Genomic DNA, 22,174 nt, shown 5'->3' with positions numbered 1-22,174 from the left:
GGAGGAGCGGTCGCTCTTCCCCTCGGCAACGAAGGACCCAGCAAAGCCGCAAGATGAAGCGTTCAGTTCCTTTCGAGATATTCCGCTATGCCGCGATCCTTGCGGCGATGGCGGTGACGCTGGTGCCGATCCTGTGGATGGTGTCGATGGCGTTCAAGCCGATCGCCGAATGGTCGGCGACCGGCGCCGACCTGACCTGGTGGCCGAAGAACCCGACACTCAGCAATTTCCGCTTCGTCTTCGGTGAATCGACCAACAATCTGATCGTCGCGCTCGACCGCACAGCTTTGAAGCCGATCCTGTCATCGCTGCTGTCGGCCACATTCGGCACGGCAATCGCCATGTCGGCGGGCACCGCGGCGGCCTACGGTCTGTCGCGCTTCGGCTCGGGCCAGAACCTGCCGCTGGCGCTGATTCAGCTTCGCCTGTTTCCGCCAATGGCGGTCATGACCCCGGTGATGATCATGTGGGCCTTCCTCAATTTCACCGACAGCTGGTGGGGGCTGTCGTTGATCTACGGCATCGTCACGCTGCCTTTCGCCTTCTGGCTGATGAAGACCTTCTTCGACGACATGCCGCGCGAGATCGAGGAAGCGGCGCTGGTCGAGGGCTGCTCGCGGTGGCGCGTCTTCACCCGCATCACGCTGCCGATGATGCGCGCGCCGCTGGCCAGTGCTGCGCTGTTCGTCTTCATCCTCAACTGGTCGGACTATCTGATTGCATTGCTTCTGACGACGCGCGAATGGGTGACGGTCCCCGTCTACATGGCCTCGCTGTCCTCATCGATGACCGGACAGCTCTACGGCGCCAAGGCAGCCCTCGGCCTGATAGCGGCAGTGCCGCCTGTCATCATGGGCATCGCCATCCAGCGCCATCTGGTGCGCGGACTGACCTTCGGGGCGCTCAAGCAATGAGCGCGGTGACTGCGACGATTTCGGAGGGCGACATGCAAGCCTCCAAAGCGGCGTCGGTGCTGCCGGACGAGGGCGCAAAGCTCGGCTTCCGGCTGACGCTGCCGGCGCAGATCCTGGTGCTGTTCATCGCCGTCTTCCCGCTCCTGATGCAGCTCTACATCAGCCTGACCGACTGGTCGCCGCTGTCGGGCACCGGCTGGTGGAACGCCTGGTCGATGTGGAACAGTTTCGCCAACTACACCGACCTTGCCGCCGATGCGCGCTTCTGGAGTGCGCTGAAGCGCACGGCCATCGTCATGATCGTCTGCGTGACGGCGGAGTTCCTGCTCGGCTTGGCGCTCGCGACACTGTTTGCCGACGAGTTCCCCGGCAAGCGGATCTTCTACTCGATCCTCTTGATGCCGATGATGGTGGTGCCGGCGGTAGCCGGCTACATGTTCTTCATGCTGTTTCAGTCAGGCGGCCCGGTCAACGACATCCTGTCGGCGATCTCAGGCTTTCCCGTCACCATCGCCTGGCTGTCGGACCCGACGCTGGCGCTCATCGCCGTCATGGTCGCCGACATCTGGCAGTGGACGCCGCTGATGTTCCTGATCCTGCTTGCCGGCCTGGTCGGCGTGCCCGACGACCAGATCAAGGCGGCGACGCTGCTCGGCGCCAACCCGTGGCAGCGCTTCGTCACCATCGTGCTGCCGAAGATGAAGACGATCATCATCATCGCGCTGGCGATCAGGGTGATCGAGAACTTCAAGATATTCGACACGCTTTACATCATGACCGGCGGCGGTCCCGGCGTCGCTACCGAAACCATCTCAGTCTACATCTACAAGCTCACCACCCAGGACCTGATCTGGGGCTATGTGGCGGCAATCGCGCTGGCCATATTGATCGTGCTGTCCATCGCTGCGGTGTTTGCCATGAAACGCATGGCCCGGGTACGCGAGGTGGCGGCATGAGCACCATCCACCTGCAGAACCTGGTCAAGAAATTCGGCGACTTCACCGCGCTGAAGACGATGGACCTGGCCATTGCTGACGGCGAGTTCATGGCGCTGCTCGGGCCGTCCGGCTGCGGCAAGTCGACGACGATGAACATGATCGCCGGCATGGAAGGGCCGACCAGCGGCAAGATCCTGTTTGGCGAGCGCGACATGGCCGGCGTGCCGATGGGGCGGCGCGGCGTCGGCTTCGTCTTCCAGAACTATGCGATCTTCACTCATATGAGCGTGCGGCAGAACCTCGCCTACGGGCCGAAAATGCGCGGCGCACCAAAGGCCGAGATCGGCCGCCGTGTCGACGCCATTGCCGAGATGCTGCAACTGACGCCGCTGCTCGACCGCAAGGCGGACAGACTGTCGGTCAACATATTGCAGCGGGTGGCGATCGGCCGTTCGGCGATCATGGAGCCGGCGATCTTCCTGCTCGACGAGCCGCTTTCCAATGTCGACGCCGCCTTCCGGGCAGTGATGCGGACCGAACTGAAGCAGTTGCAGCGGCAGTTCCGGCAGACCATGGTCTACGTCACCCACGATCAGCTCGAAGCAATGACCATGGCCGACCGCATCGCGGTGATGGACCACGGCGTGCTGCAGCAGGTCGGCACGCCGCTCGAGGTCTACAACAACCCGGCCAATGTCTTCGTCGCCCGCTTCATCGGCGCGCCGGGCATGAACCTGCTCAAGGGCAGGCCGGCGGAAAGCGACCGAGGTCTGGTCATCGATCTCGGCCCGCTCGGCGTGACACCGCCGCTGCCGGTCGAGATCGCAGATGCCGTACGCAGGATGCGCGGCGAGGTGTTTTATGGCTTTCGACCGGAGCAGGTGACGCTGGCTGAAGGTGGCCGTGGCCTGTCCATGCCGGTGAGTTTCGTCGAGCGGATCGGTGCGCGCACCATCATCCACCTTGGCGACGGCGAGACTGCGGTGAAGGCGGTGTTCGACAATGATGTCGGGCTGGCGATCGGGCAGACAGCCGTCGTCGCGCCTGCGGCGGAGGCGGTGCGCGTCTTCGACGCCGCCTCCGGTCTTGCATTGAGAGCAGGTTGAGATGGCCGACATCGTTTTCCGTAATGTGACAAAACGCTATGGCGGCACGCTGGCCGTCGACGATGCGTCGTTCGCGGTGAACGACAACGAGTTCTTCTGCTTCTTCGGGCCGCCGCTGTCGGGCAAGTCGACGATACTGCGCCTGGTGCTCGGGCTGGAAACCCCGGACGCGGGCGAGATCCTGATCGGCGGAAAGCCGGTCAACACGGTGTCGCCGGCCGAGCGCAACGTCGCCATGGTGTTCCAGAATTTGGCGCTGTTTCCGCATATGAGCGCGCGCGACAACATCCGCTTTCCGCTGGTCGAACGCCGGGTCGCCGAAGCCGAGATCGAAAAGCGCGTCGCCGATGTCGCGGCCAAGCTGCATATCGGCCATATCCTGCACAAGCCGCCGGCACAGCTTTCCGGAGGTGAGCGGCAGCGCGTGGCGATTGCCCGCGCGCTGGTGCGGGATCCCGCCGCCTATCTGATGGACGACCCGATTTCGGCGCTCGACGCCCGGCTGCGCGAGGAGACGCGGGTCGAGCTCAAGCGCATCCAGCGCGAGCTCGGCAAGACGCTGATCTATGTCACGCACGACCAGGAAGAAGCGATGTCGGTCGCCGACCGAATGGCCATTCTGGAGAACGGCAAGATCAGGCAGATCGGCGCGCCGGCCGAGATCTATGACCGGCCGGCCAGCACCTATGTGGCGCGGCTGCTCGGGTCGCCGATGATGAATATATTGAAGTCGGTGCACGGCGCGGAAGGCGTGGAGGCGGCGGAAGGCACGATCCGCGTCGCGGACAAGGCTGCGCCGGCCGATGCCGTCGAGATCGGGCTCAGGCCGGAAGACATCAAGGTCAGGTCTTGGTCGGGTGGAATGCCGGAGGGGGGCGCGGGCCGCCCGGCGCGAGTGTTCGAGGTCGAGCCGCTCGGCGGCTACACCGTTGTGACGCTCGCCGCCGGAAAGACGCGTCTGCGGGCGCTGTTACGCGGCCAGCCGGACATCAGGCCGGACGCGATGGTAGTGATATCCTGCGAGCCGGGCAGGGTGCATTATTTCGGACAGAGCGGGGGAGCCTTGGCACGATGACGGCGGCTGCAAGGAACGAGCTTCGGGAGGAACATATGGCAAGCCAAGAAATGGTGGGCAACGGCTTCGAGCCGGACGTTAAAGTCCGCACCAGGGAATACAGGATCGGCTGCGTCGGCGCCGGCATGATCATGGCCGAATGTCACCTTGCCGCCTACAAGGAAGCCGGTTTCCCGGTGGTGGCGATTGCCTCGCGGACCAAGGCCAGCGCCGAGAAAGTCGCCAAACGCTGGGATATCCCAACCGTCCACGACACGCCGGAACAGCTCATCGAGGACAAGAACGTCGAGATCATCGACCTTGCCTTTCCGCCGGACAAGCAGCCGGCACTGATCCGTCATGCTCTGAAGCAGGCACATATCAAGGCGATCCTGGCGCAGAAGCCATTGGCGCTGTCCCTTGAAGAGGCCGTCAAACTTCGCGACGAGGCGGCCAAGGCAGGCAAGATCCTCTCGGTCAACCAGAACATGCGTTACGACCAGTCGATGCGCGTCTTGAAGCAGATCATCGACAGCGGCGCGCTCGGCGACATCGTTTTCGCCCAGATCGACATGCATGCGATCCCGCACTGGCAGAGCTTCCTCGAGGACTATGACCGGCTGACGCTCGCCAATATGAGCGTCCACCATCTCGACGTATTGCGCTTCCTGTTCGGCGATCCCTTGGAGATCACCACCCTGACCCGCAAGGATCCGCGCACCCGCTTCGATCATTCGGACGGCATCACCGTGTCGACGATAAAGTTCCCGTCGGGCGTGCTCGCCGTATCGCTTGAGGATGTCTGGTCCGGTCCGCGCCAGGAGGGCTACAAGGACGACCAGCACATCAACTGGCGCGTCGACGGCACCAAGGGCGTCGCCAAGGGCACCATCGGCTGGCCGACAGGTTCTGCCTCGACGCTGACCTATGCCTCGACCGAGACCACCGGTGGTGAATGGGTGACGCCCAGCTGGGACACGATGTGGTTCCCGCATGCCTTCATCGGCGTCATGGAGCAGCTCCAGCACGCGGTCAAGACGGGCGAGCCGCCGGCGCTGTCCGTCGCCGACAACGTCAAGACCATGGCGCTGGTCGAAGCCGGCTACCGCTCCATCGACAAGGGCCGGACCGTCAAGCTTTCCGAAATCTCGATCAACTGAAACACCGGACGACTGAATCACTTACAGGGAGGACTTCACACCATGATGCAGGCAGGTATTTTCACGGGTTATTTCCCGTATGGCCTCAAGGAAACCGCGCAGAAGATCCGTGCGCTCGATTTCAACACCGTGCAGCTCGACCTGCATTTCAGGGATATCGACCTTTCCGCCGGACAGATCACCAAGGACAAGGCCAAGACTGTCCGCGATACGTTCCGCGACCACAATCTGCCGATCTGCTGTGTGTCGGGCTACACCAACATCATCCATCCGGACCTGGGCGAGCGCGAGCGGCGCGTCGGCTATTTGAAGGAGATCATCCGCAACGCACGCCATTTCGGCACCCCTTACGTGATCTCGGAAACCGGTACCTACAACACCGAGTCCGACTGGGTGCATCACCCGAAGAACAAGACCGAGGAAGGTTTTGAGGAATGCCGCAAGGTCATCGCCGACCTTGCCCAGACCGCCTATGACCACGGCGCAGTCTTCCTGCTCGAAACCTATGTCAACAATGTCGTCGGTTCGGTCGAAGAGACGGTGAGGATGTTCGCGCAGATCGACCACCCAGGCCTCGGCCTGCTGATGGACCCGACCAACTATTTCGAAACGCACAACATCGACAGGATGGACCAGATCCTGAACCAGGTGTTCGACACATTGACCGACAAGATCAAGATTGCCCACGCCAAGGACGTCAAGCGTTCCGGCGGCGACAAGTCGGAAAAGCACGCAGACATCGGCGACGAGGACGCGCTGGAGAGCCACACCTTCCGCGGCGTCGGCGAGATCGAGCTGCCGGCGCCCGGCCTCGGTTCGCTGAATTACGACCTCTATCTCAAGCGGCTGGCCGAAAAGCATCCGAACATCCCGGTCATCATCGAGCATCTTTCGGAAGACGACGTGCCCCGTGCCAAGAAATTCCTCGACGGAAAATTCCGCGCCAACGGACTGTGATGGCGCGGTTCGGCTACGAAACAAGGGAGGAAGAGAAATGTTGAAATTCGCGTTGAAAATCGCTGCCGCGGCGACGGTTCTCGCCGGTGTTGCGCTGGGTACGCCGGCGCTGGCGCAGGACGCCCAGAAGACGTTCTACCTGCTGTCGCATGGCGGCCCGTCGGATGCCTTCTGGATCGACTGGAATGCCGGCGCCACCAAGGCCTGCGACCAGCTCAAGGTGACCTGCAAGATCTCGTTCAGCGGCGGCGACATGGCGGCGCAGAAGGAAGCCTTCAACTCGGCACTCGCCGCCAAACCGGACGGCATCGCCACGACCTCGGCGCAGCCCGGCCTGTGGACCGAGGAGGTCAAGGCAGCCAAGGCGGCCGGCATCCCGATCGTGTTCTTCAATACCGACGATCCGGCAACCGGCCGGCAGGCCTATGTCGGCGCCGACCTTAAGGAAGCCGGTGTCATCTGGGCGAAATATCTGGTCGACCACAAGATGGTGAAGCAGGGCGACAAAGTGTTCCTGCCGGTCGAAGTGCCGGGCGCCAGCTACCAGCAGCTCGAGACCGAAGGCATTGCCAGCGTCTTCGATCCGCTCGGCATCAAATATGACGTGGTCGATTGCGGCACCGATCCGGCCGGCATCATCGCCAAGATGACCGACTACATGGTTGCCAACAATCCGCCGGCAATCATCGCGCTCGGCGATTCCGTCGCGGCCAGCGTCAAGCGGGTGTTCGACGGCGCCGGCGTGCCGGCCGGCAAGATTCCGGTCGTCGGCTGGGGCAATTCGAAGGAAACCGCCGAGTCAGTCAAGTCCGGCTTCATCAACGCGGCTGCCTGGCAGTTCCCATCGGCGCAGGGCTTCATGCCGGTGGCGCTGCTCGGTCTCGCCGCCGCGGGCGAACCGATCGGCTACGACATTCACACGTTCAGCCTCTACGACGCCTCGAGCGTCGAACCGATCCTGAAACTCTACAACAAATGATTGAAACTGACGCTCGCCGCGCAGGCGGCGAGCGTCACCCTGGCGTATGGTTCGAACTGTCATGACAATTGCCGCAGAAGAGGAAATGCCGCGTGCCAAACGCAGGTCGAGCCTGATGCGCTCGCCGCAGTTCTCTTCGCTCGTCATCCTGATCGTCCTGCTGGCGGTGTTCGCGATCGCCGACGCGAATTTCCTGTCGCCGCTCAACATCTCCAACATGATGGCGTTCCTGCCCGAGCTCGGCATCATCGCGCTCGGCATGACGCTGCTTCTGACGGCGGGCGAGTTCGACCTTTCGGTCGGTGCCGTGTTCGGGCTGGCGCCGGTCGTCGTCATGCTGCTGGTGCAGAACGGCGGGTTTGATATTGGCGTCGCGCTGTTGGCCGGCCTGCTGCTCTGCATAGCGATCGGTGCGATCAACGGCCTGATCGTCACCAAGATCGGGATCTCGTCCTTCCTGGTGACACTGTCGATGTTGCTCGTCGTGCGTGGGGCAGCGCTTTACATCACCCAAGGCTTTCCGCTGAAATCCTGGAACCAGCCAGGCTTCTTCGTGACGCTGCTGGCCGGCAGCTTCAATATCGGAACGTTCCGTTTCTATACCTCGCTTTGGTGGTTCATCGGCCTGTCGCTACTGGCGATCTATGTGCTGCACTACGCCAAGCTCGGCAACTGGATCAGCGCTATCGGCTCGAACCGTAACGCTGCCGTGGCGCGCGGCGTGCCGGCCGATGCGGTCAAGATCTGGCTGTTCATCCTGACCTCGGTGCTGGCCGGTCTCGCCGGCATGATCAGCGCCTTCCGCATCTCTGCCGCCTCGCCGGTGGCCGGCACCGGCTACGAGCTCGAAGTGATCGCCATGGTGGTGGTCGGCGGCACTGCGCTGACCGGTGGGCGCGGCACCATCCTAGGCACCATCGTCGGCGCGCTGATGCTGCGCAGCATCCGCAACGGCATCGTGCTGATCGGCGTGCCCGGGCTCGCCTATAACATCTTCGTCGGCGTCATCATCCTTGCCATGCTCATCCTGCACGCTTTGCTGCAGAAGAACGCCGCCAGGAGCTGATCATGGAAGTGCTTCGGCTGCAGAATTTGCAAAAATCCTTCGGCAGCGTCCGCGCCCTGAAGAGCGCCTCCTTCACGCTCAACGAGGGCGAAGTGGTGGCCTTGCTCGGCGACAACGGCGCCGGCAAATCGACATTAATCAAGGCGATCTCCGGGGTCTTTCCCGTCGATCGCGGCGACATCTATGTGCGCGGCCAGAAGGTCTCCATCCGCTCGACGCGCGACGCGATGGATCTCGGCATCGAGACCATCCACCAGGACACCTCGCTGGCTCCCGATCTCAGCATCGCGCGCAATCTTTTCCTTGGCCGCGAGCCGGTCAATCTCAAATGGCTTGGCGTGTTCGCGCCGCTCGATCTCGCTCGATTGCGCGATGCTGCGTCGGCTCTATTGAAGCGCGTCGGCATCTCGAAGAAACTCGACGCCGATGCGCTGGTTAGCACGCTGTCAGGCGGCGAGCGTCAGTCGATCGCCATCTCCCGCGCCATGCAGTTCGCCGCCAAGGTCATCATCCTCGACGAGCCGACCAACAATCTCGGCGTCGAGGAAACGCACGGCGTGCTGCGCTTCGTCAAGGAAGTGCGCGACGCCGGCCACTCGGTGCTTTTGATCACCCACAACATCCATCACGTCTTCCAGGTCGCCGACCGCATCATCGTTATGCGCCGCGGCGAGATCGTCGCCGAGCAGACGGTCGCCGGCACCGATCTGCTGACCGTGGAAAGCATCATCACCGGCGCCGACATGTCGGCCCTGCTCAAGGAGACGAGAGCGAAGTGAAGGACGGGAGCAAAGTGAAAGAACTGGCCGTCACATGGTAGAGCTTTACGGCAAGACGCTGTCGCGCCGGCAGGTCTCGGAACGCTCGGGCATGCTGTCGCAGTTCGCCGGCGTGCGGCTGATGACGCTTGGCGACGGCGTCGAGCGCGGCATCCGCATGCTCGAATTCCGCACCGGCTCCGGCCTGCGCTTCACCGCGCTGGTCGACCGGGCGCTCGATATCGCCGATTGCGATTTCAGGGGCCAGGCGATCGGCTGGCACTCGCCGAGCGGTTTTCGCCATCCCGGCCTGCACGAATATGAAGGCGAGGAGGGATTGGCGTGGGCGCGGTCGTTTTCCGGCCTTCTGCTGACCTGCGGCCTCGACCATATATTGTTCATGAACGAAGTACCGGCCGATACCTACAACTACCCGCCGAAGACGATGGTGCGCCATTCGCTGCACGGCCGCATCAGCACCATCCCGGCGCGGCTGACCGGCTATGGCGAGACCTGGGACGGCGACCGCTGCGTGTTGTGGGCCGAAGGCATCGTTCAGCAATCGACTGTATTCGGCGAGGATCTGCACCTGCTGCGGCGGATCGAGGCCGATGTCGGCGGCAACGAGATCCGGCTTTCGGACCGTGTCGTCAATCACGGTTTCAACCGTACGCCGCATATGTATTTCTACCACATCAATATCAGCCATCCGGTGCTCGACGAAGGATCGCGCTACCTGGCGCCGATCCGCGACGTCGTCTGGGCGGGCCATGCCGGCGAGCGCTATGAAGTGCAGAAGGTCGGCTACCGCACGGTGCCGGCGCCGCAACCGGGATTCAAGGAACAGGTCTGGCAGCACGAGCTCGGCGCCGACAGCGCCGGCGAAGTGCCGGTCGCGGTGGTCAACGACAGGCTCGGCCTCGGCTTGCAGGTGGTCACGCGCAAGGACCAGTTGCCTTGCGCCTATCAATGGCAGAATTTCCAGGCCGGGCAGTACGCGCTTGGCATCGAGCCCTCGACGCATCATGTGCTGGGAAATCTGGCCGCGCGCGAACGCGGCGAGATGATCTGGCTGGAGCACGGCGAGAGCCGCTCCTACGATGCCGTGTTCCGGGTTCTCGACGGCGCCGGCGAGATCGCCGATGCGGAGAGCCGGATCGCGGCAATCGCCAGGCAGCCGCGAGAGGACTACCCGCAGCCGTCGGGCCGTTTTCCTGTTCTTGGAGGCAGGTCGTGATAATGGCGAACAAGATACGGGACACCAGTTGGGAGGCTGGCTCCGGCCGGAGCGGGGAGGGCTCGCGGCCGATCGGGAATTGGAGGTCACAATGGCTGGCACGGTAAAGCGCGATTACAGCCTGGTCGGCGAAAGCACGCGCAGGGCGATCGAGACGGGACTGGCCTCGGCGGAGTGGTACCACACGGATGTCTCCCGCAAGGCGATCAAGGAGTTGATGCAGCGCTCAGACGGCCCGGCGATCCGCGACACGATCATCTGGATCGTCGCCATCCTCGGCTCGGCCGCCGGCGCCATCTATTTCTGGGGTACCTGGTGGTGCGTGCCGTTCTTCTTCGTCTACGGCGTGCTCTACGGCTCGTCCAGCGACTCGCGCTGGCACGAATGCGGCCATGGCACTGCCTTCCGCACGCGCTGGATGAACGATGTCGTCTACCAGATCGCCAGCTTCATGCTGATGCGCAACCCGGTGACCTGGCGCTGGAGCCATGCCCGCCACCACACCGACACCATCATCGTCGGCCGCGACGCCGAGATCGCCGTGATGCGCCCGCCGGACCTTTTGCGTGCGGCGCTGGCTTTCACCGGCATCCTCGATTTTCGCTATTCGCTTCCGGCACTGGTACGCCAGGCGTTCGGCAAGCTGACGCCCGACGAGAAAAGCTACGTTCCCGAGATGGAACAGCACAAGGCCGTCATCGCGGCGCGCTGGCATATTGCCATCTACATCGCCACGATAGCACTCGCCCTCTACATGCAGTCGTGGGTGCCGGTGGTGCTCATCGGCGTGCCGCGCCTCTACGGCACCTGGCACATGGTGATGACCGGCCTGCTGCAGCACATCGGTCTGGCCGACAACGTCGTCGATCACCGGCTCAACACCCGTACCGTGTACATGAACCCGATCAGCCGGTTCATCTACTGGAACATGAACTACCACGTCGAGCACCATATGTTTCCGATGGTGCCCTATCACGCGCTGCCCAGGCTGCATGAATTGATCAAGCACGATCTGCCGGAGCCGAACCCGTCGATATGGCATGCCTATCGCGAGGTCTGGCCTGTCCTGCTCAGGCAGCTCAAATACGAGGATTATTTCCTCAAGCGCGAACTGCCGCCAACGGCCAGGCCCTATCGTGGCGAGTTCCACGAAGTGAACATGTCGGCGGCGGCTGAATAGGCACCGCACCGGCGCCATGCAGAAAATTTCAGGAGAGATATAGAATGGCCGATTGGGTCGAAGCGTGCGCCGTGGACGATGTCGACGAGGAAGACGTCATCCGCTTCGACCATGGCGGCCGCACCTTCGCGATCTACCGTTCGCCGGACGATGAATTCTTCGCCACCGACGGGTTTTGTACGCATGAGAAGGCGCATCTGGCCGACGGGCTTGTCATGGACGACATCATCGAATGCCCCAAGCACAATGGCCGCTTCAACTACAAGACCGGCCAGGCCAAAGGGGCTCCCGTCTGTGTCAATCTGCAGACCTATGCGGTCAAGGTGGAAGCTGGCAAGGTGATGATCCAGATCGCCTGACCGGCCTTCTGTCACGTAGCAAAGGGGACCAAAATCCATGAGCCGGAAAAGACCGACCGTCGCAGACCTGCGGGCCATGAAGGGCAAGCGGCAGCTGACGATGCTGCGCGTGCTGACGATGGACGAGGCCGAGGCCGCCGAACGCGCCGGCGTCGACATCGTCTCGGTGCCGCCGGAGCTGGTGCTCAATCCGCAATACCGCGATGCGGCACCCAGCCTGTTCACCATGCCGGGCGAGAATTTCTTCGAGATCGGCACCGCCGATGATTTCGTCCGCTGGGCGTTCCGGCTCTACAAGGCCAGCGCCGATGCGGTCTATTGCAGCGCCGGCTATGCCACCATCAAGCGGATGGCCGACGATGCCATTCCGGTAATCGGCCATGTCGGCCTCATCCCGTCACGCGCCACCTGGACCGGCGGCTTCAAGGCTGTCGGCAAGACCGCCGACACCGCCATGCAGGTGTTCGAAGCGGTGAAGCAACTGGAGGCCGCCGGCGCGATCGGCGCCGAGATCGAAGTGGTGCCGGTGGAAGTGGCCAAGGCGATCTCGGAACGGACGTCGCTGATCATGCTGTCGATGGGAGCGGGCACCGGCTGTGACGCGCAGTATCTGTTCGCAGACGACATCCTCGGCCAGAACCGTGGCCACATGCCGCGCCATTCCAAGGTCTATCGCAATTTCGCCGCCGAATACGATCGCCTGCAGGCCGAACGCATCGCTGCCTTCTCCGAATATGTCGCCGATGTGAACAGCCTGGCGTATCCCGAAGACAGGCACGTCGTGCACATGGACCCGGACCAGCTCAGCCTGTTCCTGGAGAAGATCGAAGCCGCATAAGACGCCCCGGCAGCGGCACAAAGCGTCATCGCGGATCGTAAAAGGCCGGTTCGGCGCCAGGGCCAGGTCATCGCATGGCCGGCTGCGATGCCACACGAAAGTTTGTTGGACCAGGTCTGGACGGCACCGGCCAGATGCTGTTGAAACCGGTGCGTCATCGGTTTGCCGGACAATTGTGCGGTTGCCGATGGAGCGGGTGAAAATTCCCCTTCGGACAGTTCTGTGCATGACCGCCATTCCCGAAAACAAAGCCTTGCCCGAAGCCGCGCCGGCGGCGCGGCAAGCTCGGCGGGTGGCGTTGATCGTCGCCGTCGCCTTCTTCATGCAGCTTCTGGATTCGACCATCATCTCGACCTCGCTGCCGCAGATGGGAGAATCCTTCGGCGTGCCGGCGGTGGCGATGAGCATCGGCATCACCGTCTATATGCTGACCATGGCGGTGTTCGTGCCGCTGTCCGGCTGGCTTGCCGACCGTTTTGGCGCGCGCAACATCTTCCTCGTGGCAATCGCCCTGTTCACGCTGGCCTCGCTCGTTTGCGGCATCTCACAGAACCTGGCCGAGTTCGTCGCCGCACGCGCGGTTCAGGGCCTGGGCAGCGCGCTGATGACGCCGGTCGGCCGCGTCCTGGTGCTGCGCAACGCGCCGAAATCCGAGCTTCTCAACGCCACGGCGCTGATCACCTGGCCGGCGCTGTTTGCGCCGGTGGTCGGGCCGGTGCTTGGCGGCTTCATCACCACTTATCTCTCCTGGCACTGGAATTTCTTCATCAACATTCCGCTTGGGGTTGCCGGTTTGGCGCTGGTTGCCCGCTTCATTCCCAGCGACCGCGAAGCTGGGGCCAAGCCGCTCGACTGGCCGGGCTTCCTGCTGACCTCGGTGGGGCTCGCCGCGATGCTCTATGGCCTCGAGCGCATCGCGCATCCGCAAGAGGGTGTGTTGCCGACCGTGGCACTGCTCGGCACGGGCATTTTGGTCGGCTGGCTGGCGGTGCGGCATCTGCGACGCGCCAACCATCCGCTGCTCGATCTCACAGCTTTCAAGGTGCAGACCTTCGCCATCTCGACGCTGTCGGCCGGCACGATCTTCCGCATCGCCATCAACGCCACGCCGTTCCTGCTGCCGCTTTTGTTCCAGGTCGGCTTCGGCCTGAGCCCGGTCGATGCTGGCATGATGATCCTGGCCTATTTTCTCGGTAATCTCGGTATGAAGGCGGTGACGACGCCGACGCTGAGGCGCTTCGGTTTCCGTTCGGTGCTGATCGTCAACGGGGTGATCGCTTCTTTGTCGATCATGGCCTGCGCGGCGCTTTCGCCGCAGACGCCGCAAGCGTTGGTGGTGGTGCTGATGCTGATCGCCGGCCTTTCGCGCTCGATGCAGTTCACCGCGCTCAACACGCTGGCCTTCGCCGATGTGGCCTCACAGCAGCGCAGCTCGGCGGCGACATTGTCCAGCATGCTGCAGCAGGTGGCGATGCTGTTCGGCGTGGCGGTGGCGGCGGCACTGCTCAACCTGTCACAGATCGCCAGGGGCGCGGCAGCGCTCGATCTCGTCGACTTCCGCCTTGCCTTCCTGGTGATCGGCGCAATCGGTCTCGTCGCCTCGTTCCGCTTTCTGGCGCTACCGAACGCTGCCGGCGCCGAGGTCTCGGGCCATGCTTTGCGGATTTGACGCGGGAATCCAGCGGCGATCGCGGACATAAATTCTGCCTGCTTCGCTCGTTGTGGAACAAACTTTTGCGAGCGCTCCGATTGGCACGGTCAATTGAAAAAGTGCTTGAGTTCCTGGCATTGCGCCAGCCTCGCCAATCAGCGCGTCCAACCGCAGAATTTCCTCGCAAGCCGGCCTGCAATGCGCGGATTCATTTGACGAATTGGTCTTGAGCCGATTAGCTTTCGTTCCGATGGCCGCAGAGGGAGCAGGGCGTAGCCATCGCGGGTGAAAGCGGGCAATGAACGCGACCGGCTGGCTAAACTGGAGAAGCCTGAACCAGGAGGGCATTGTCTTTGCCATCGCGGTTGTGCTGTTCATTGCCGCGGCCATCGGACTGCCTGGTTTTATCAACTCGAACAATCTCGTTGCCATCGTGCGCTCGGTCTCGGTGCTGGGAATATTGGCGCTCGGCATGGCGGTCGTCATAATAGGCAGAGGCATCGACCTGTCGGCGGTGGCGATCATGGCGATGTCGGTCGCCTGGTATCTGCAACTGCTGAATTCGGGAACATCCGACGGGCTGGCCTTCGCCTATGTGCTCGCCGGCGTTCTCGCAATCGGGCTGTTGAACGGAATCCTGGTCGCCTACGCCGAGGTTCCGGCGATCTTCGTGACGCTGGCGACCGCATCCTTCGTCTTCGGCTATGTGCGCTCACAATTGATCACGCAGGACGCCGTGCCGGTGCCGCCCGGCCATTGGGTCGAGCTTCTGGGCGGGCTGCGTTTCCTCGACATCCCGGTCGAGGTGTTTGTCTTCGCCGGGCTGGCTTTCGCATTCTTCCTGTTCCTGCGCTACACCAAATGGGGCCGCTACGTCTATTTCGCCGGTGACAACCCGGTCGCCGCGCGCAACATCGGCATTCCAGTGCGCCCGATGCTGGTGCTGCGCTACGTGCTGTCGGCCCTGGTCTCTCTGGTGGCCGGCCTGCTCACCGCCGCCAGCCTGCATTCGATCAACACCCGCATCGTCAATTCCACGCTGCTCTACGACATCGTGCTGGTGGCGGTGATCGGCGGCATCGGTCTGTCTGGCGGGCGGGGCGGGGTGCGCAACGTGCTGGTGGGTGCCGCGCTGATCGGCATTCTGCTCAATGCGATGACCATCATCGACATTCCGCTGCTCTATCAGAACCTGATCAAGGCCGCGATCCTGCTGGCGGCGATCATCGTCGATGGGTTCATCAATCCGCGCGACGAGCAGACCGCGCAACAAGGCGACATTTAGACTGACGCGAACGGTTGGGGCCGGCCGCGAACGACATACCAAACCAGAGGATGTGACATGAAAATCATCAGGACATTTATGGCTGCCGCGGCAGCGCTCGCCGCCTCCGCATTCGTGGCGCCAAGCTTCGCGGCCGAAGATCCGGGTCCGGGCGCCTATTCGCAAGCACTCAAGGGCAAGCGCGTGATGCTGGTCCCGATGGCGATGGGCTTCGACCTGGCACAGGGCTGGGCGCATTACCTGAAGACGGAGGTCGAGGCCTGGGGCGGCGTGTTCGAGACGCGTGACCCGAACTGGGTGGTCGATGCCGGCGCGCAGGCGATAACCGACGCGATCTCGTCGGACGCCAGGCCGGACGTGCTGATCATCCACTCGCCCGACCTCAACTCCTATGCCAAGCTGATGAAGAAGGCGCAGGCGGCCGGCACCTATGTGCTTTTGGTCGACAATCCGGCGAACTTCCCGGCCGATGCCTTTGTCGGCAGCGACTGGGATCGCCTCGGCCAGCTGGAAGCCGAAGCGGCGATCAAGGGTTGTGGGCCGAACTCGTCCAAGAAGATCGGGCTGGTGCAGGGCGACCAGGCCAACTCGTCGAGCCTCTACCAGTATGCCGGCATCATGAAGGTGCTGGACAAGAACCCCGACTTCAAGGTCGTGGCCAAGCCGGACTCCAACTGGGATGCGACGACCTCGCGCAACGTGACGACGACGATGCTGCAGCAGAACCCCGACATCTGCGCCATCATCGATTTCTGGGACGGCGACGCGACCGGCGCATCGGCCGCGATCCGCGATGCCAAGCTCGAGGGCAAAGTCTTTCTGGTCACCACCGGCGGTGGCGAAAAGACCGCCGACTGCGACAAGCTGCAGGACGGCACCTATGGCGCGGTGGTGATGACCGACCTTGCCCGCCAGTCGGGCGACATGAACGCCGTCATCAAGTTCCTGTTGCAGAGTGGCCAGCCGGCCGGCACCTCGCACACCTACATCTATACGCTGGAGAAGGCGACAACCAAGGCCGACCTCAAGCCAGACAGCTGCTGGGACTTGAAGGCACTGCAAGCCCAAGCTGCGGCCAAGTAAACCGCGGGTCCGTTGCAAGCATCGACGAGGTGGCCGGACCGGGTTCGGCCGCCTCTTTCTCTCTTGAGTGGCAGCAGCAACCGATGTCCTTTCGCGAACGCCTTCAATCCTGGCGCTACAATCTCGTGCCCGACCACCTCGTCGGCGAGATCCTAAGCAAGCGCTGGACCGACAACGCCATTCCTTTCCTGGCGCTGGTGGCGACGCTCGGCGTGTTCGGTTCGATCATCCCCGGCTTCTTCAAGCCGATGTCGCTGCAGGAATCGACCCGCCAGCTCGGCGAGTTCTCGCTGGTCGTCACCGGCATGACGGTGGTCATGCTGGGCGGCGGCATCGACCTGTCGGTCGGCTCGATCTTCGCGCTGTCCTGCTTTTCCGCCGTCTTCGTCTTCTTCATCCTCGAACAATCGGTGTGGCTGGCGCTGGCCGCCTCGATCGCCACCGGCCTGCTGTTCGGCGCGATCAACGGTTACCTGATCGGTTATTTCAGGCTGCGCGCGTTCCTGACGACACTGGTCACCTTCATTTTCGGGCGGGCGCTGTTCGACATTTTAGTCACCACTTATGCCGCCGACGTCCAGCTTTCCGATGCCACATCGGATGTGCTGGACTTCATCGGCGATGACACCTTCTGGGGCCTCTCGGTTGCGGTGTGGGCGGCGATTATCCTGGCCATCATTACCCACGTCGCGCTGACGCGCTCGCGGCCCGGCTGGCATGTGCAGGCGGTAGGCGGGTCGCGGCGCTCGGCCCACAATGCCGGCATCCGCGTGCGCCGCACCGTGTTCATGACTTATGTGTTCTCCGGCTTCTGCGCCTCGCTCGGCGGCTTTCTCATCGCCTGCCGGCTGAGCGGGGCAGGGCCGGGAACCGGCCTCAACCTTGAGGTCATGGCGTTGACGGCGGCGGTCGTCGGCGGCGTCAGCCTGGGCGGCGGCCGCGGTTCGGTGATCAAGGGGCTGATGGGCGCGATCATCGTGCTGACCATGACCAACGGGCTGATCCGGCTGGGCTATGGCACCGGCACCAACCAGATGGTGCTGGGCATCATGCTGGCCGTCGCCGTCACCATCGACATTCGCTGGCTGAAGAACCGCCACAAGGTGCTGGACGAGGTCTATGTCGCACCGGTCTATCTGAAGATGGGGGCAACGCAGTCGGCTGCACCGGGCTCGGGCACGCCTTACGAACTCGACAACCGATTGTCGGAGGCCGACCATATCGGGCTCGGCGAGCTGGAAGGGCCGGAAGACGTCATCCTCGACCGCGACGACCATCTCTATTGCGGCACCAGGCATGGCGAGATCGTCCGCTTCTTCGCGCCGGACTACAAACGCTCGGAGGTCTTTGCCCATATTGGCGGCTTTCCGCTCGGCCTGGCCTTCGACAAGACAGGCGATCTGATCAGCTGCGTTGGCGCGATGGGCCTCTATTCGGTCTCGCCGCAGCGCGAGGTGAAGCGGCTTTCGGCGGAAACGTCGCGCTCCTGGACCTCGATCGTCGACGATGCGCGGCTGCGCGACCCCAATGATTGCGACATCGCGCCGGACGGCCGCATCTACTTCACCGATTCCACCAAGCGCTATGACGCGCACGACTGGGCGCTGGACTCGATCGAGAACCGCGCCACCGGGCGGCTGCTCGTCTATGATCCGAAGGACGGTTCGACCAAGACATTGCTCGACGGCTACCGTTACACCAACGGCGTCTGCATGGCGCATGACGGCAAGTCGCTGTTTTTTGCCGAAAGCTGGGCCTGCCGCGTGCATCGCTATTGGCTGGTGGGGCCGAAAGCAGGCACCGCCGAATGCGTGATCCGCGACATGCCGGGCTACCCCGACAACATCAACCGAGCGTCAGACGGCAATTACTGGATGGCCTGGCTTGGCATGCGCACGCCAAGCTTCGACCTGTCGCTGCGCCATCCCGACATGCGCAAGCGCATGACGCGCCGGCTGCCGCAGGACGAATGGCTGTTCCCCAACATCAACACCGGCGGTGTGGTGAAATTTGACGAGAACGGCGGCATCGTCGAGGCGATGGGCGACCTGTCGGGCGCCGCGCATCCGATGGTGACTTCGATGCGCGAGCACAAGGGTTTTCTGTTCGTGGGCGGCATCCTCAACAACCGGATCGGCCGCTACCGGATTGCCGGCGCCGACCCGAACTGGACCAGCCCTGCTTCCTACTGGGGAGCAAAGGCATGATGCTGGACCCGATCCTCGACATCTTTCGCGGCAAGGCGGTGACAATCCCGCCGCTTGATGGCGCCTTCAGGCCGAATACGCTGCTGGACGATGCTGCGGCCTTTGCTGAACTGCCCGAGCCTGACAATCTGCTGATCGCTGACGGCCGGCTGCTGGCGTCCAGTGCCAATGCCGTCTACGCGGTCACCGCCGGTGGCGCGCCTGTTCTGGTCGAGACATTTCCCTCCCGCGTCACAGCGCTCGCGCGCTCGCCCGCCGGCGAACTGACGGTCGGGCTCGAAAGCGGCAGGCTGCTGATTGCAGGCAAGGAGGCCGCCCTGCCGGCCGAGATCCGCTGCATCACAGCACTCGCCTATGCGGAAGATGGCACGCTTTGGCTGGCCAATGGCTCGGCCGACCACGGGCCGTCGCAATGGGCCGCCGATCTGATGAAGAAGGGCGCATCGGGTTCGCTGTGGAAGCGCGATCCGGCAGGCAGCGAATTCCGCAAGCTCGCCGGTGACATCGCCTTTCCCTATGGGCTGCATCCAACCGGCAAGGACGTGCTGGTCGGCGAGAGCTGGCGGCACCAACTCGTCCGCTTCGACAGCGCGACAGGCAGCCGCTCGACGGTGCTGGCGCATCTGCCCGGCTATCCCGCGCGGCTATCGCCCGCCGCCGATGGCGGTGCCTGGCTGGCGCTGTTTGCGCCCCGGAACCGTCTGATCGAATTCGTGCTGCAGGAAACGCACTATCGAAACGACATGCTGGCGCAAGTGCCGCCGCAGCACTGGATCGCGCCGGCACTCGCCTCCAACCGCAGCTTCCTCGAGCCGCTGCAATGCGGCGGCATCCGCACCATGGGCATCCACAAGCCATGGTCGCCGAGCCGCTCCTACGGGCTGGTGGTCAGGCTCGATCGGGAGATGCGGCCGCAATTCAGCCTGCACAGCCGCGCCAACGGCACGCGCCACGGCATCTGCAGCGTGGCGGAGAAAGACGGTCGCCTGTTCATCGCCTCGAAAGGCGGCGATTGCCTGCTGGCTATCGATCTGGCCTCAGGAGGGCATCGCTGATGGAACCGATCGTCCGCCTGGAGAACGTGACCAAGACCTATCGCGGCGTGCCCGCGGTGAAGAATGTCAGCTTCGAGCTGCGCAAGGGCGAGATTCACGCGCTGCTCGGCGAAAATGGCGCGGGAAAATCGACGCTGACCAAGATCATCGCCGGCGTTGTCGACGCGACATCGGGAAAGATGTTCCACAAGGGCCAGGAGATCGCCTACGCCTCGCCGCATGCGGCGCTTCAAGCCGGCATCGCCATGGTGTTCCAGGAGACCAGCCTGGTGCCGTCGATGACCGTGGCGCAGAACCTCTATCTCGGCACCGAGAGCTTTCTCAACCGGCTGCGCGGCACCTACATCTCGGCGCAGCAGTTCCTGCAGTCGCTGAATTTTCCCGTCGACCCTAATGCCATGGTGGCGACGCTGGGCGCGGCCAAGCGGCAGATGGTCGAAATTGCACGCGCCGTCCACCACAATGCCGAGATCATCATCTTCGACGAGCCGACGGCGACGCTGACGCCAGAGGAAAAGCGGCACTTCTTCGCGCTGATCCGCCGGCTCAAGGCAAGGGGCGTGTCGATCGTCTTCATCAGCCATGCGCTCGAAGAGGCGCTTGATATCGCCGACCGCATCACCATCCTGCGCGACGGCGAGCTGGTGATCACCGACGATACCGTCGCTTTCGATCGCGACAGGATCGTCGCGGCGATGGTCGGGCGCACGCTTTCGGGACAGCTCTACAGCCAGCGCGACGAGACCAAACTGCGCAAGCCCGGCAAGAAGGTGCTGTCGGTGCAGGACATCTCGATGAGCAATGTCGTGCGCAACAATTCCTTCTCGATCTTCGAGGGCCAGATCACCGGCGTCTTCGGACTGATCGGCTCGGGCCGCACCGAGACGTTCAAGATCGTCTCCGGCATCTACAAGCGCGACTTCCTGCGCGGCGGCACTATCGAGCTGCACGACCGACCGGTGCGCTATCTCGTGCCGAGCGAGGCGGTGGCGGACGGCATCGTCTATGTCACCGAAGATCGCAAGAGCGAGGGGATTTTCGAGACGATGGACGTCGCCGAGAACCTGTTCGGCGGCTTTTTGGCGGCGGGGCGGGAAAAGGGCTGGGTAATCAATGCGCAGGAGATGCGGACGCTGTCGGCCGAATGGACCAGGACGCTGAACGTCAAGGCGATCAACGACAATGCCCGGGTGGTCGAGCTTTCCGGCGGCAATCAGCAGAAGGTGGTGATCGGCAAGGGGCTGGTGCAGAAGCCGCGCATCGTCATCTTCGACGAACCGACGCGCGGCGTCGATGTCGGCGCGATTGCCGAAATCCACCAGATCATCAACCGGCTGGCCGATGAAGGCCTCGCAGTCGTCGTCATCTCGTCCTACCTGCCGGAGATCATGAACCTGTCCGACCGCATCCTGGTCTGCCGGCAAGGCCGCATCGTCGAGGAGTTCTCGCCTGCCGAGGCGACGGAGGAGAAGATCATGTACGCGGCCGTGCACTAGGTTCCCGGGCGCGGAAGGTTGACATTTGGATGGTTTTTGCGCCGGCGGATCGTACACTTTGGAGATTGGCCGAGGCGCCCGTCGTTTCGTCATCCTGGGGCGAAGCAAGGAGCGAAGCGACGCGGCGCAGACCCCAGGATCCATGCCGCTACATCAGAGCGCTGCTGCGGTGCAGAATTCTGTTTCGCTGCGTTCTTCGGCTAAGGTCACGGCATGGATCCCAGGGTCTCCGCGACGGAGCTTCGCTCCTGCTTCGCCCAGGGATGACGAAGGTGAGGGGCCTCGGCCAGCCTTACGGTCTTGCCTCAGCGCGTCAATTGCTGATTCATCCAAGACGGTTAGCCGCCTTTTCTCCCGACCTGATTCAACGACCTCGCATAACGATTCAAAGCGAAAGGACCAAGCCATGGCCACGACGAAACTTCTGACCGATGCCGAGGTCGAGGCGACTCCCGCCGTGAAGGCGGTGTTCGACGATATCCGCGCGACGCGCAAATCCGACTTCGTCAACAATTTCTGGCGCGGGCTGGCCAATGATCCGGTTTCGCTGAAGCGGGTGTGGGAGCAGCTCAAGGCGGTGATGGTCGCTGACAGCGCCATCGATCCGCTTACCAAGGAGATGATCTACATCGCCGTCTCGACCGCCAATGGCTGCTCCTATTGCGTCCACTCGCACACCGCCGCAGCGCGGGCCAAAGGCATGACCGACGCGCAGCATGGCGAGTTGGTGTCGATCATCGGGCTGGCCGGGCAAACCAACCAGATGGTGACAGCGCTGCAGATCCCGGTCGATCCGGAGTTCGAGGTGCGGTGAGGTGAGGCGCGGCGCCTTCCCTTCTCCCCTTGTGGGA

At 63.2% G+C, this 22,174-nt stretch carries 20 protein-coding genes; all 20 read left to right on the top strand.

Going from position 1 to position 22,174, the window contains the following annotated elements:
- Positions 1 to 53: 53 nt before the first annotated feature.
- The 20 genes from NKI47_RS26655 (at position 54) to NKI47_RS26560 (ending at position 22,137) form a co-directional block, all read left to right on the top strand.
- Entirely contained in the window at positions 54 to 914 is an 861-nt protein-coding gene (locus tag NKI47_RS26655) for a carbohydrate ABC transporter permease (RefSeq protein ID WP_254820511.1), read from the top strand.
- On the top strand, positions 911 to 1,870 hold the full coding sequence (locus NKI47_RS26650; RefSeq protein WP_352594168.1) for a carbohydrate ABC transporter permease: 960 nt from the start codon (positions 911 to 913) through the stop codon (positions 1,868 to 1,870). The genes NKI47_RS26655 and NKI47_RS26650 overlap by 4 nt, the downstream gene beginning before the upstream one ends.
- A complete protein-coding gene (locus NKI47_RS26645; RefSeq protein WP_352458308.1) occupies positions 1,867 to 2,958 on the top strand; it encodes an ABC transporter ATP-binding protein in 1,092 nt (363 codons plus the stop codon). The genes NKI47_RS26650 and NKI47_RS26645 overlap by 4 nt, the downstream gene beginning before the upstream one ends.
- A 1-nt stretch (position 2,959) precedes the next feature.
- Complete coding sequence (locus NKI47_RS26640) at positions 2,960 to 4,033, top strand: ABC transporter ATP-binding protein (protein ID WP_352458307.1); 1,074 nt, start codon at positions 2,960 to 2,962, stop codon at positions 4,031 to 4,033.
- A gap of 50 nt (positions 4,034 to 4,083) precedes the next feature.
- On the top strand, positions 4,084 to 5,172 hold the full coding sequence (locus NKI47_RS26635) for a Gfo/Idh/MocA family protein (RefSeq protein WP_023675779.1): 1,089 nt from the start codon (positions 4,084 to 4,086) through the stop codon (positions 5,170 to 5,172).
- Positions 5,173 to 5,214: 42 nt separating this feature from the next.
- Entirely contained in the window at positions 5,215 to 6,129 is a 915-nt protein-coding gene (locus NKI47_RS26630) for a sugar phosphate isomerase/epimerase family protein (RefSeq protein WP_023675780.1), read from the top strand.
- 37 nt (positions 6,130 to 6,166) lie between these two features.
- Positions 6,167 to 7,108 carry a sugar ABC transporter substrate-binding protein gene (locus NKI47_RS26625; protein WP_023675781.1) on the top strand — a complete coding sequence of 314 codons (942 nt, stop codon included), beginning with the start codon at positions 6,167 to 6,169 and terminating at the stop codon, positions 7,106 to 7,108.
- Positions 7,109 to 7,169: 61 nt separating this feature from the next.
- Positions 7,170 to 8,174 carry an ABC transporter permease gene (locus NKI47_RS26620; RefSeq protein ID WP_245274659.1) on the top strand — a complete coding sequence of 335 codons (1,005 nt, stop codon included), beginning with the start codon at positions 7,170 to 7,172 and terminating at the stop codon, positions 8,172 to 8,174.
- On the top strand, positions 8,171 to 8,953 hold the full coding sequence (locus tag NKI47_RS26615) for an ATP-binding cassette domain-containing protein (RefSeq protein WP_023675783.1): 783 nt from the start codon (positions 8,171 to 8,173) through the stop codon (positions 8,951 to 8,953). Before NKI47_RS26620 ends, NKI47_RS26615 begins: the two co-directional genes overlap by 4 nt.
- 34 nt (positions 8,954 to 8,987) lie before the next feature.
- A complete protein-coding gene (locus tag NKI47_RS26610; protein ID WP_023675784.1) occupies positions 8,988 to 10,169 on the top strand; it encodes an aldose 1-epimerase family protein in 1,182 nt (393 codons plus the stop codon).
- A 91-nt stretch (positions 10,170 to 10,260) separates the two neighbouring features.
- Positions 10,261 to 11,349: a fatty acid desaturase family protein gene (locus tag NKI47_RS26605; RefSeq protein WP_352594167.1), complete on the top strand. Its 1,089-nt coding sequence runs from the start codon at positions 10,261 to 10,263 to the stop codon at positions 11,347 to 11,349.
- 44 nt (positions 11,350 to 11,393) lie between these two features.
- Positions 11,394 to 11,708 (top strand): MocE family 2Fe-2S type ferredoxin, encoded by a 315-nt coding sequence (locus tag NKI47_RS26600; protein WP_352594166.1) that lies wholly within the window; start codon positions 11,394 to 11,396, stop codon positions 11,706 to 11,708.
- A 37-nt stretch (positions 11,709 to 11,745) separates the two neighbouring features.
- A complete protein-coding gene (locus NKI47_RS26595) occupies positions 11,746 to 12,546 on the top strand; it encodes a 3-methyl-2-oxobutanoate hydroxymethyltransferase (RefSeq protein ID WP_023675787.1) in 801 nt (266 codons plus the stop codon).
- A 226-nt stretch (positions 12,547 to 12,772) separates the two neighbouring features.
- Complete coding sequence (locus tag NKI47_RS26590) at positions 12,773 to 14,215, top strand: DHA2 family efflux MFS transporter permease subunit (protein WP_352594165.1); 1,443 nt, start codon at positions 12,773 to 12,775, stop codon at positions 14,213 to 14,215.
- 280 nt (positions 14,216 to 14,495) lie between these two features.
- Entirely contained in the window at positions 14,496 to 15,482 is a 987-nt protein-coding gene (locus tag NKI47_RS26585) for an ABC transporter permease (protein ID WP_023675789.1), read from the top strand.
- Positions 15,483 to 15,539: 57 nt separating this feature from the next.
- Complete coding sequence (locus NKI47_RS26580) at positions 15,540 to 16,565, top strand: sugar ABC transporter substrate-binding protein (protein ID WP_352594164.1); 1,026 nt, start codon at positions 15,540 to 15,542, stop codon at positions 16,563 to 16,565.
- 83 nt (positions 16,566 to 16,648) lie between these two features.
- On the top strand, positions 16,649 to 18,772 hold the full coding sequence (locus NKI47_RS26575) for an ABC transporter permease (RefSeq protein ID WP_352594163.1): 2,124 nt from the start codon (positions 16,649 to 16,651) through the stop codon (positions 18,770 to 18,772).
- On the top strand, positions 18,769 to 19,827 hold the full coding sequence (locus tag NKI47_RS26570; RefSeq protein ID WP_352594162.1) for an SMP-30/gluconolactonase/LRE family protein: 1,059 nt from the start codon (positions 18,769 to 18,771) through the stop codon (positions 19,825 to 19,827). The genes NKI47_RS26575 and NKI47_RS26570 overlap by 4 nt, the downstream gene beginning before the upstream one ends.
- Positions 19,827 to 21,323: a sugar ABC transporter ATP-binding protein gene (locus NKI47_RS26565; RefSeq protein WP_352594161.1), complete on the top strand. Its 1,497-nt coding sequence runs from the start codon at positions 19,827 to 19,829 to the stop codon at positions 21,321 to 21,323. The genes NKI47_RS26570 and NKI47_RS26565 overlap by 1 nt, the downstream gene beginning before the upstream one ends.
- Positions 21,324 to 21,729: 406 nt before the next feature.
- The gene (locus NKI47_RS26560) at positions 21,730 to 22,137 is read left to right on the top strand and encodes a carboxymuconolactone decarboxylase family protein (RefSeq protein WP_352594160.1); all 408 of its coding nucleotides are present in this window, start codon (positions 21,730 to 21,732) and stop codon (positions 22,135 to 22,137) included.
- Positions 22,138 to 22,174 lie beyond the last annotated feature (37 nt).

The organism is Mesorhizobium sp. M0633, assembly GCF_040320645.1.
In the GTDB taxonomy this organism is placed as follows: Bacteria; Pseudomonadota; Alphaproteobacteria; order Rhizobiales; family Rhizobiaceae; genus Mesorhizobium.
This window is presented reverse-complemented; position numbering and strand designations above follow the sequence as displayed.

What these genes read in the sequence shown, in the direction of transcription:
- NKI47_RS26590 (WP_352594165.1), top strand. Translation starts at nt 12,773, where the DNA reads ATGACCGCCATTCCCGAAAACAAAGCCTTGCCCGAAGCCGCGCCGGCG.
- NKI47_RS26600 (WP_352594166.1), top strand. Translation starts at nt 11,394, where the DNA reads ATGGCCGATTGGGTCGAAGCGTGCGCCGTGGACGATGTCGACGAGGAA.
- NKI47_RS26595 (WP_023675787.1), top strand. Translation starts at nt 11,746, where the DNA reads ATGAGCCGGAAAAGACCGACCGTCGCAGACCTGCGGGCCATGAAGGGC.
- NKI47_RS26580 (WP_352594164.1), top strand. Translation starts at nt 15,540, where the DNA reads ATGAAAATCATCAGGACATTTATGGCTGCCGCGGCAGCGCTCGCCGCC.
- NKI47_RS26625 (WP_023675781.1), top strand. Translation starts at nt 6,167, where the DNA reads ATGTTGAAATTCGCGTTGAAAATCGCTGCCGCGGCGACGGTTCTCGCC.
- NKI47_RS26585 (WP_023675789.1), top strand. Translation starts at nt 14,496, where the DNA reads ATGAACGCGACCGGCTGGCTAAACTGGAGAAGCCTGAACCAGGAGGGC.
- NKI47_RS26605 (WP_352594167.1), top strand. Translation starts at nt 10,261, where the DNA reads ATGGCTGGCACGGTAAAGCGCGATTACAGCCTGGTCGGCGAAAGCACG.
- NKI47_RS26560 (WP_352594160.1), top strand. Translation starts at nt 21,730, where the DNA reads ATGGCCACGACGAAACTTCTGACCGATGCCGAGGTCGAGGCGACTCCC.
- NKI47_RS26640 (WP_352458307.1), top strand. Translation starts at nt 2,960, where the DNA reads ATGGCCGACATCGTTTTCCGTAATGTGACAAAACGCTATGGCGGCACG.
- NKI47_RS26620 (WP_245274659.1), top strand. Translation starts at nt 7,170, where the DNA reads ATGACAATTGCCGCAGAAGAGGAAATGCCGCGTGCCAAACGCAGGTCG.
- NKI47_RS26655 (WP_254820511.1), top strand. Translation starts at nt 54, where the DNA reads ATGAAGCGTTCAGTTCCTTTCGAGATATTCCGCTATGCCGCGATCCTT.
- NKI47_RS26575 (WP_352594163.1), top strand. Translation starts at nt 16,649, where the DNA reads ATGTCCTTTCGCGAACGCCTTCAATCCTGGCGCTACAATCTCGTGCCC.
- NKI47_RS26565 (WP_352594161.1), top strand. Translation starts at nt 19,827, where the DNA reads ATGGAACCGATCGTCCGCCTGGAGAACGTGACCAAGACCTATCGCGGC.
- NKI47_RS26630 (WP_023675780.1), top strand. Translation starts at nt 5,215, where the DNA reads ATGATGCAGGCAGGTATTTTCACGGGTTATTTCCCGTATGGCCTCAAG.
- NKI47_RS26650 (WP_352594168.1), top strand. Translation starts at nt 911, where the DNA reads ATGAGCGCGGTGACTGCGACGATTTCGGAGGGCGACATGCAAGCCTCC.
- NKI47_RS26645 (WP_352458308.1), top strand. Translation starts at nt 1,867, where the DNA reads ATGAGCACCATCCACCTGCAGAACCTGGTCAAGAAATTCGGCGACTTC.
- NKI47_RS26570 (WP_352594162.1), top strand. Translation starts at nt 18,769, where the DNA reads ATGATGCTGGACCCGATCCTCGACATCTTTCGCGGCAAGGCGGTGACA.
- NKI47_RS26635 (WP_023675779.1), top strand. Translation starts at nt 4,084, where the DNA reads ATGGTGGGCAACGGCTTCGAGCCGGACGTTAAAGTCCGCACCAGGGAA.
- NKI47_RS26610 (WP_023675784.1), top strand. Translation starts at nt 8,988, where the DNA reads ATGGTAGAGCTTTACGGCAAGACGCTGTCGCGCCGGCAGGTCTCGGAA.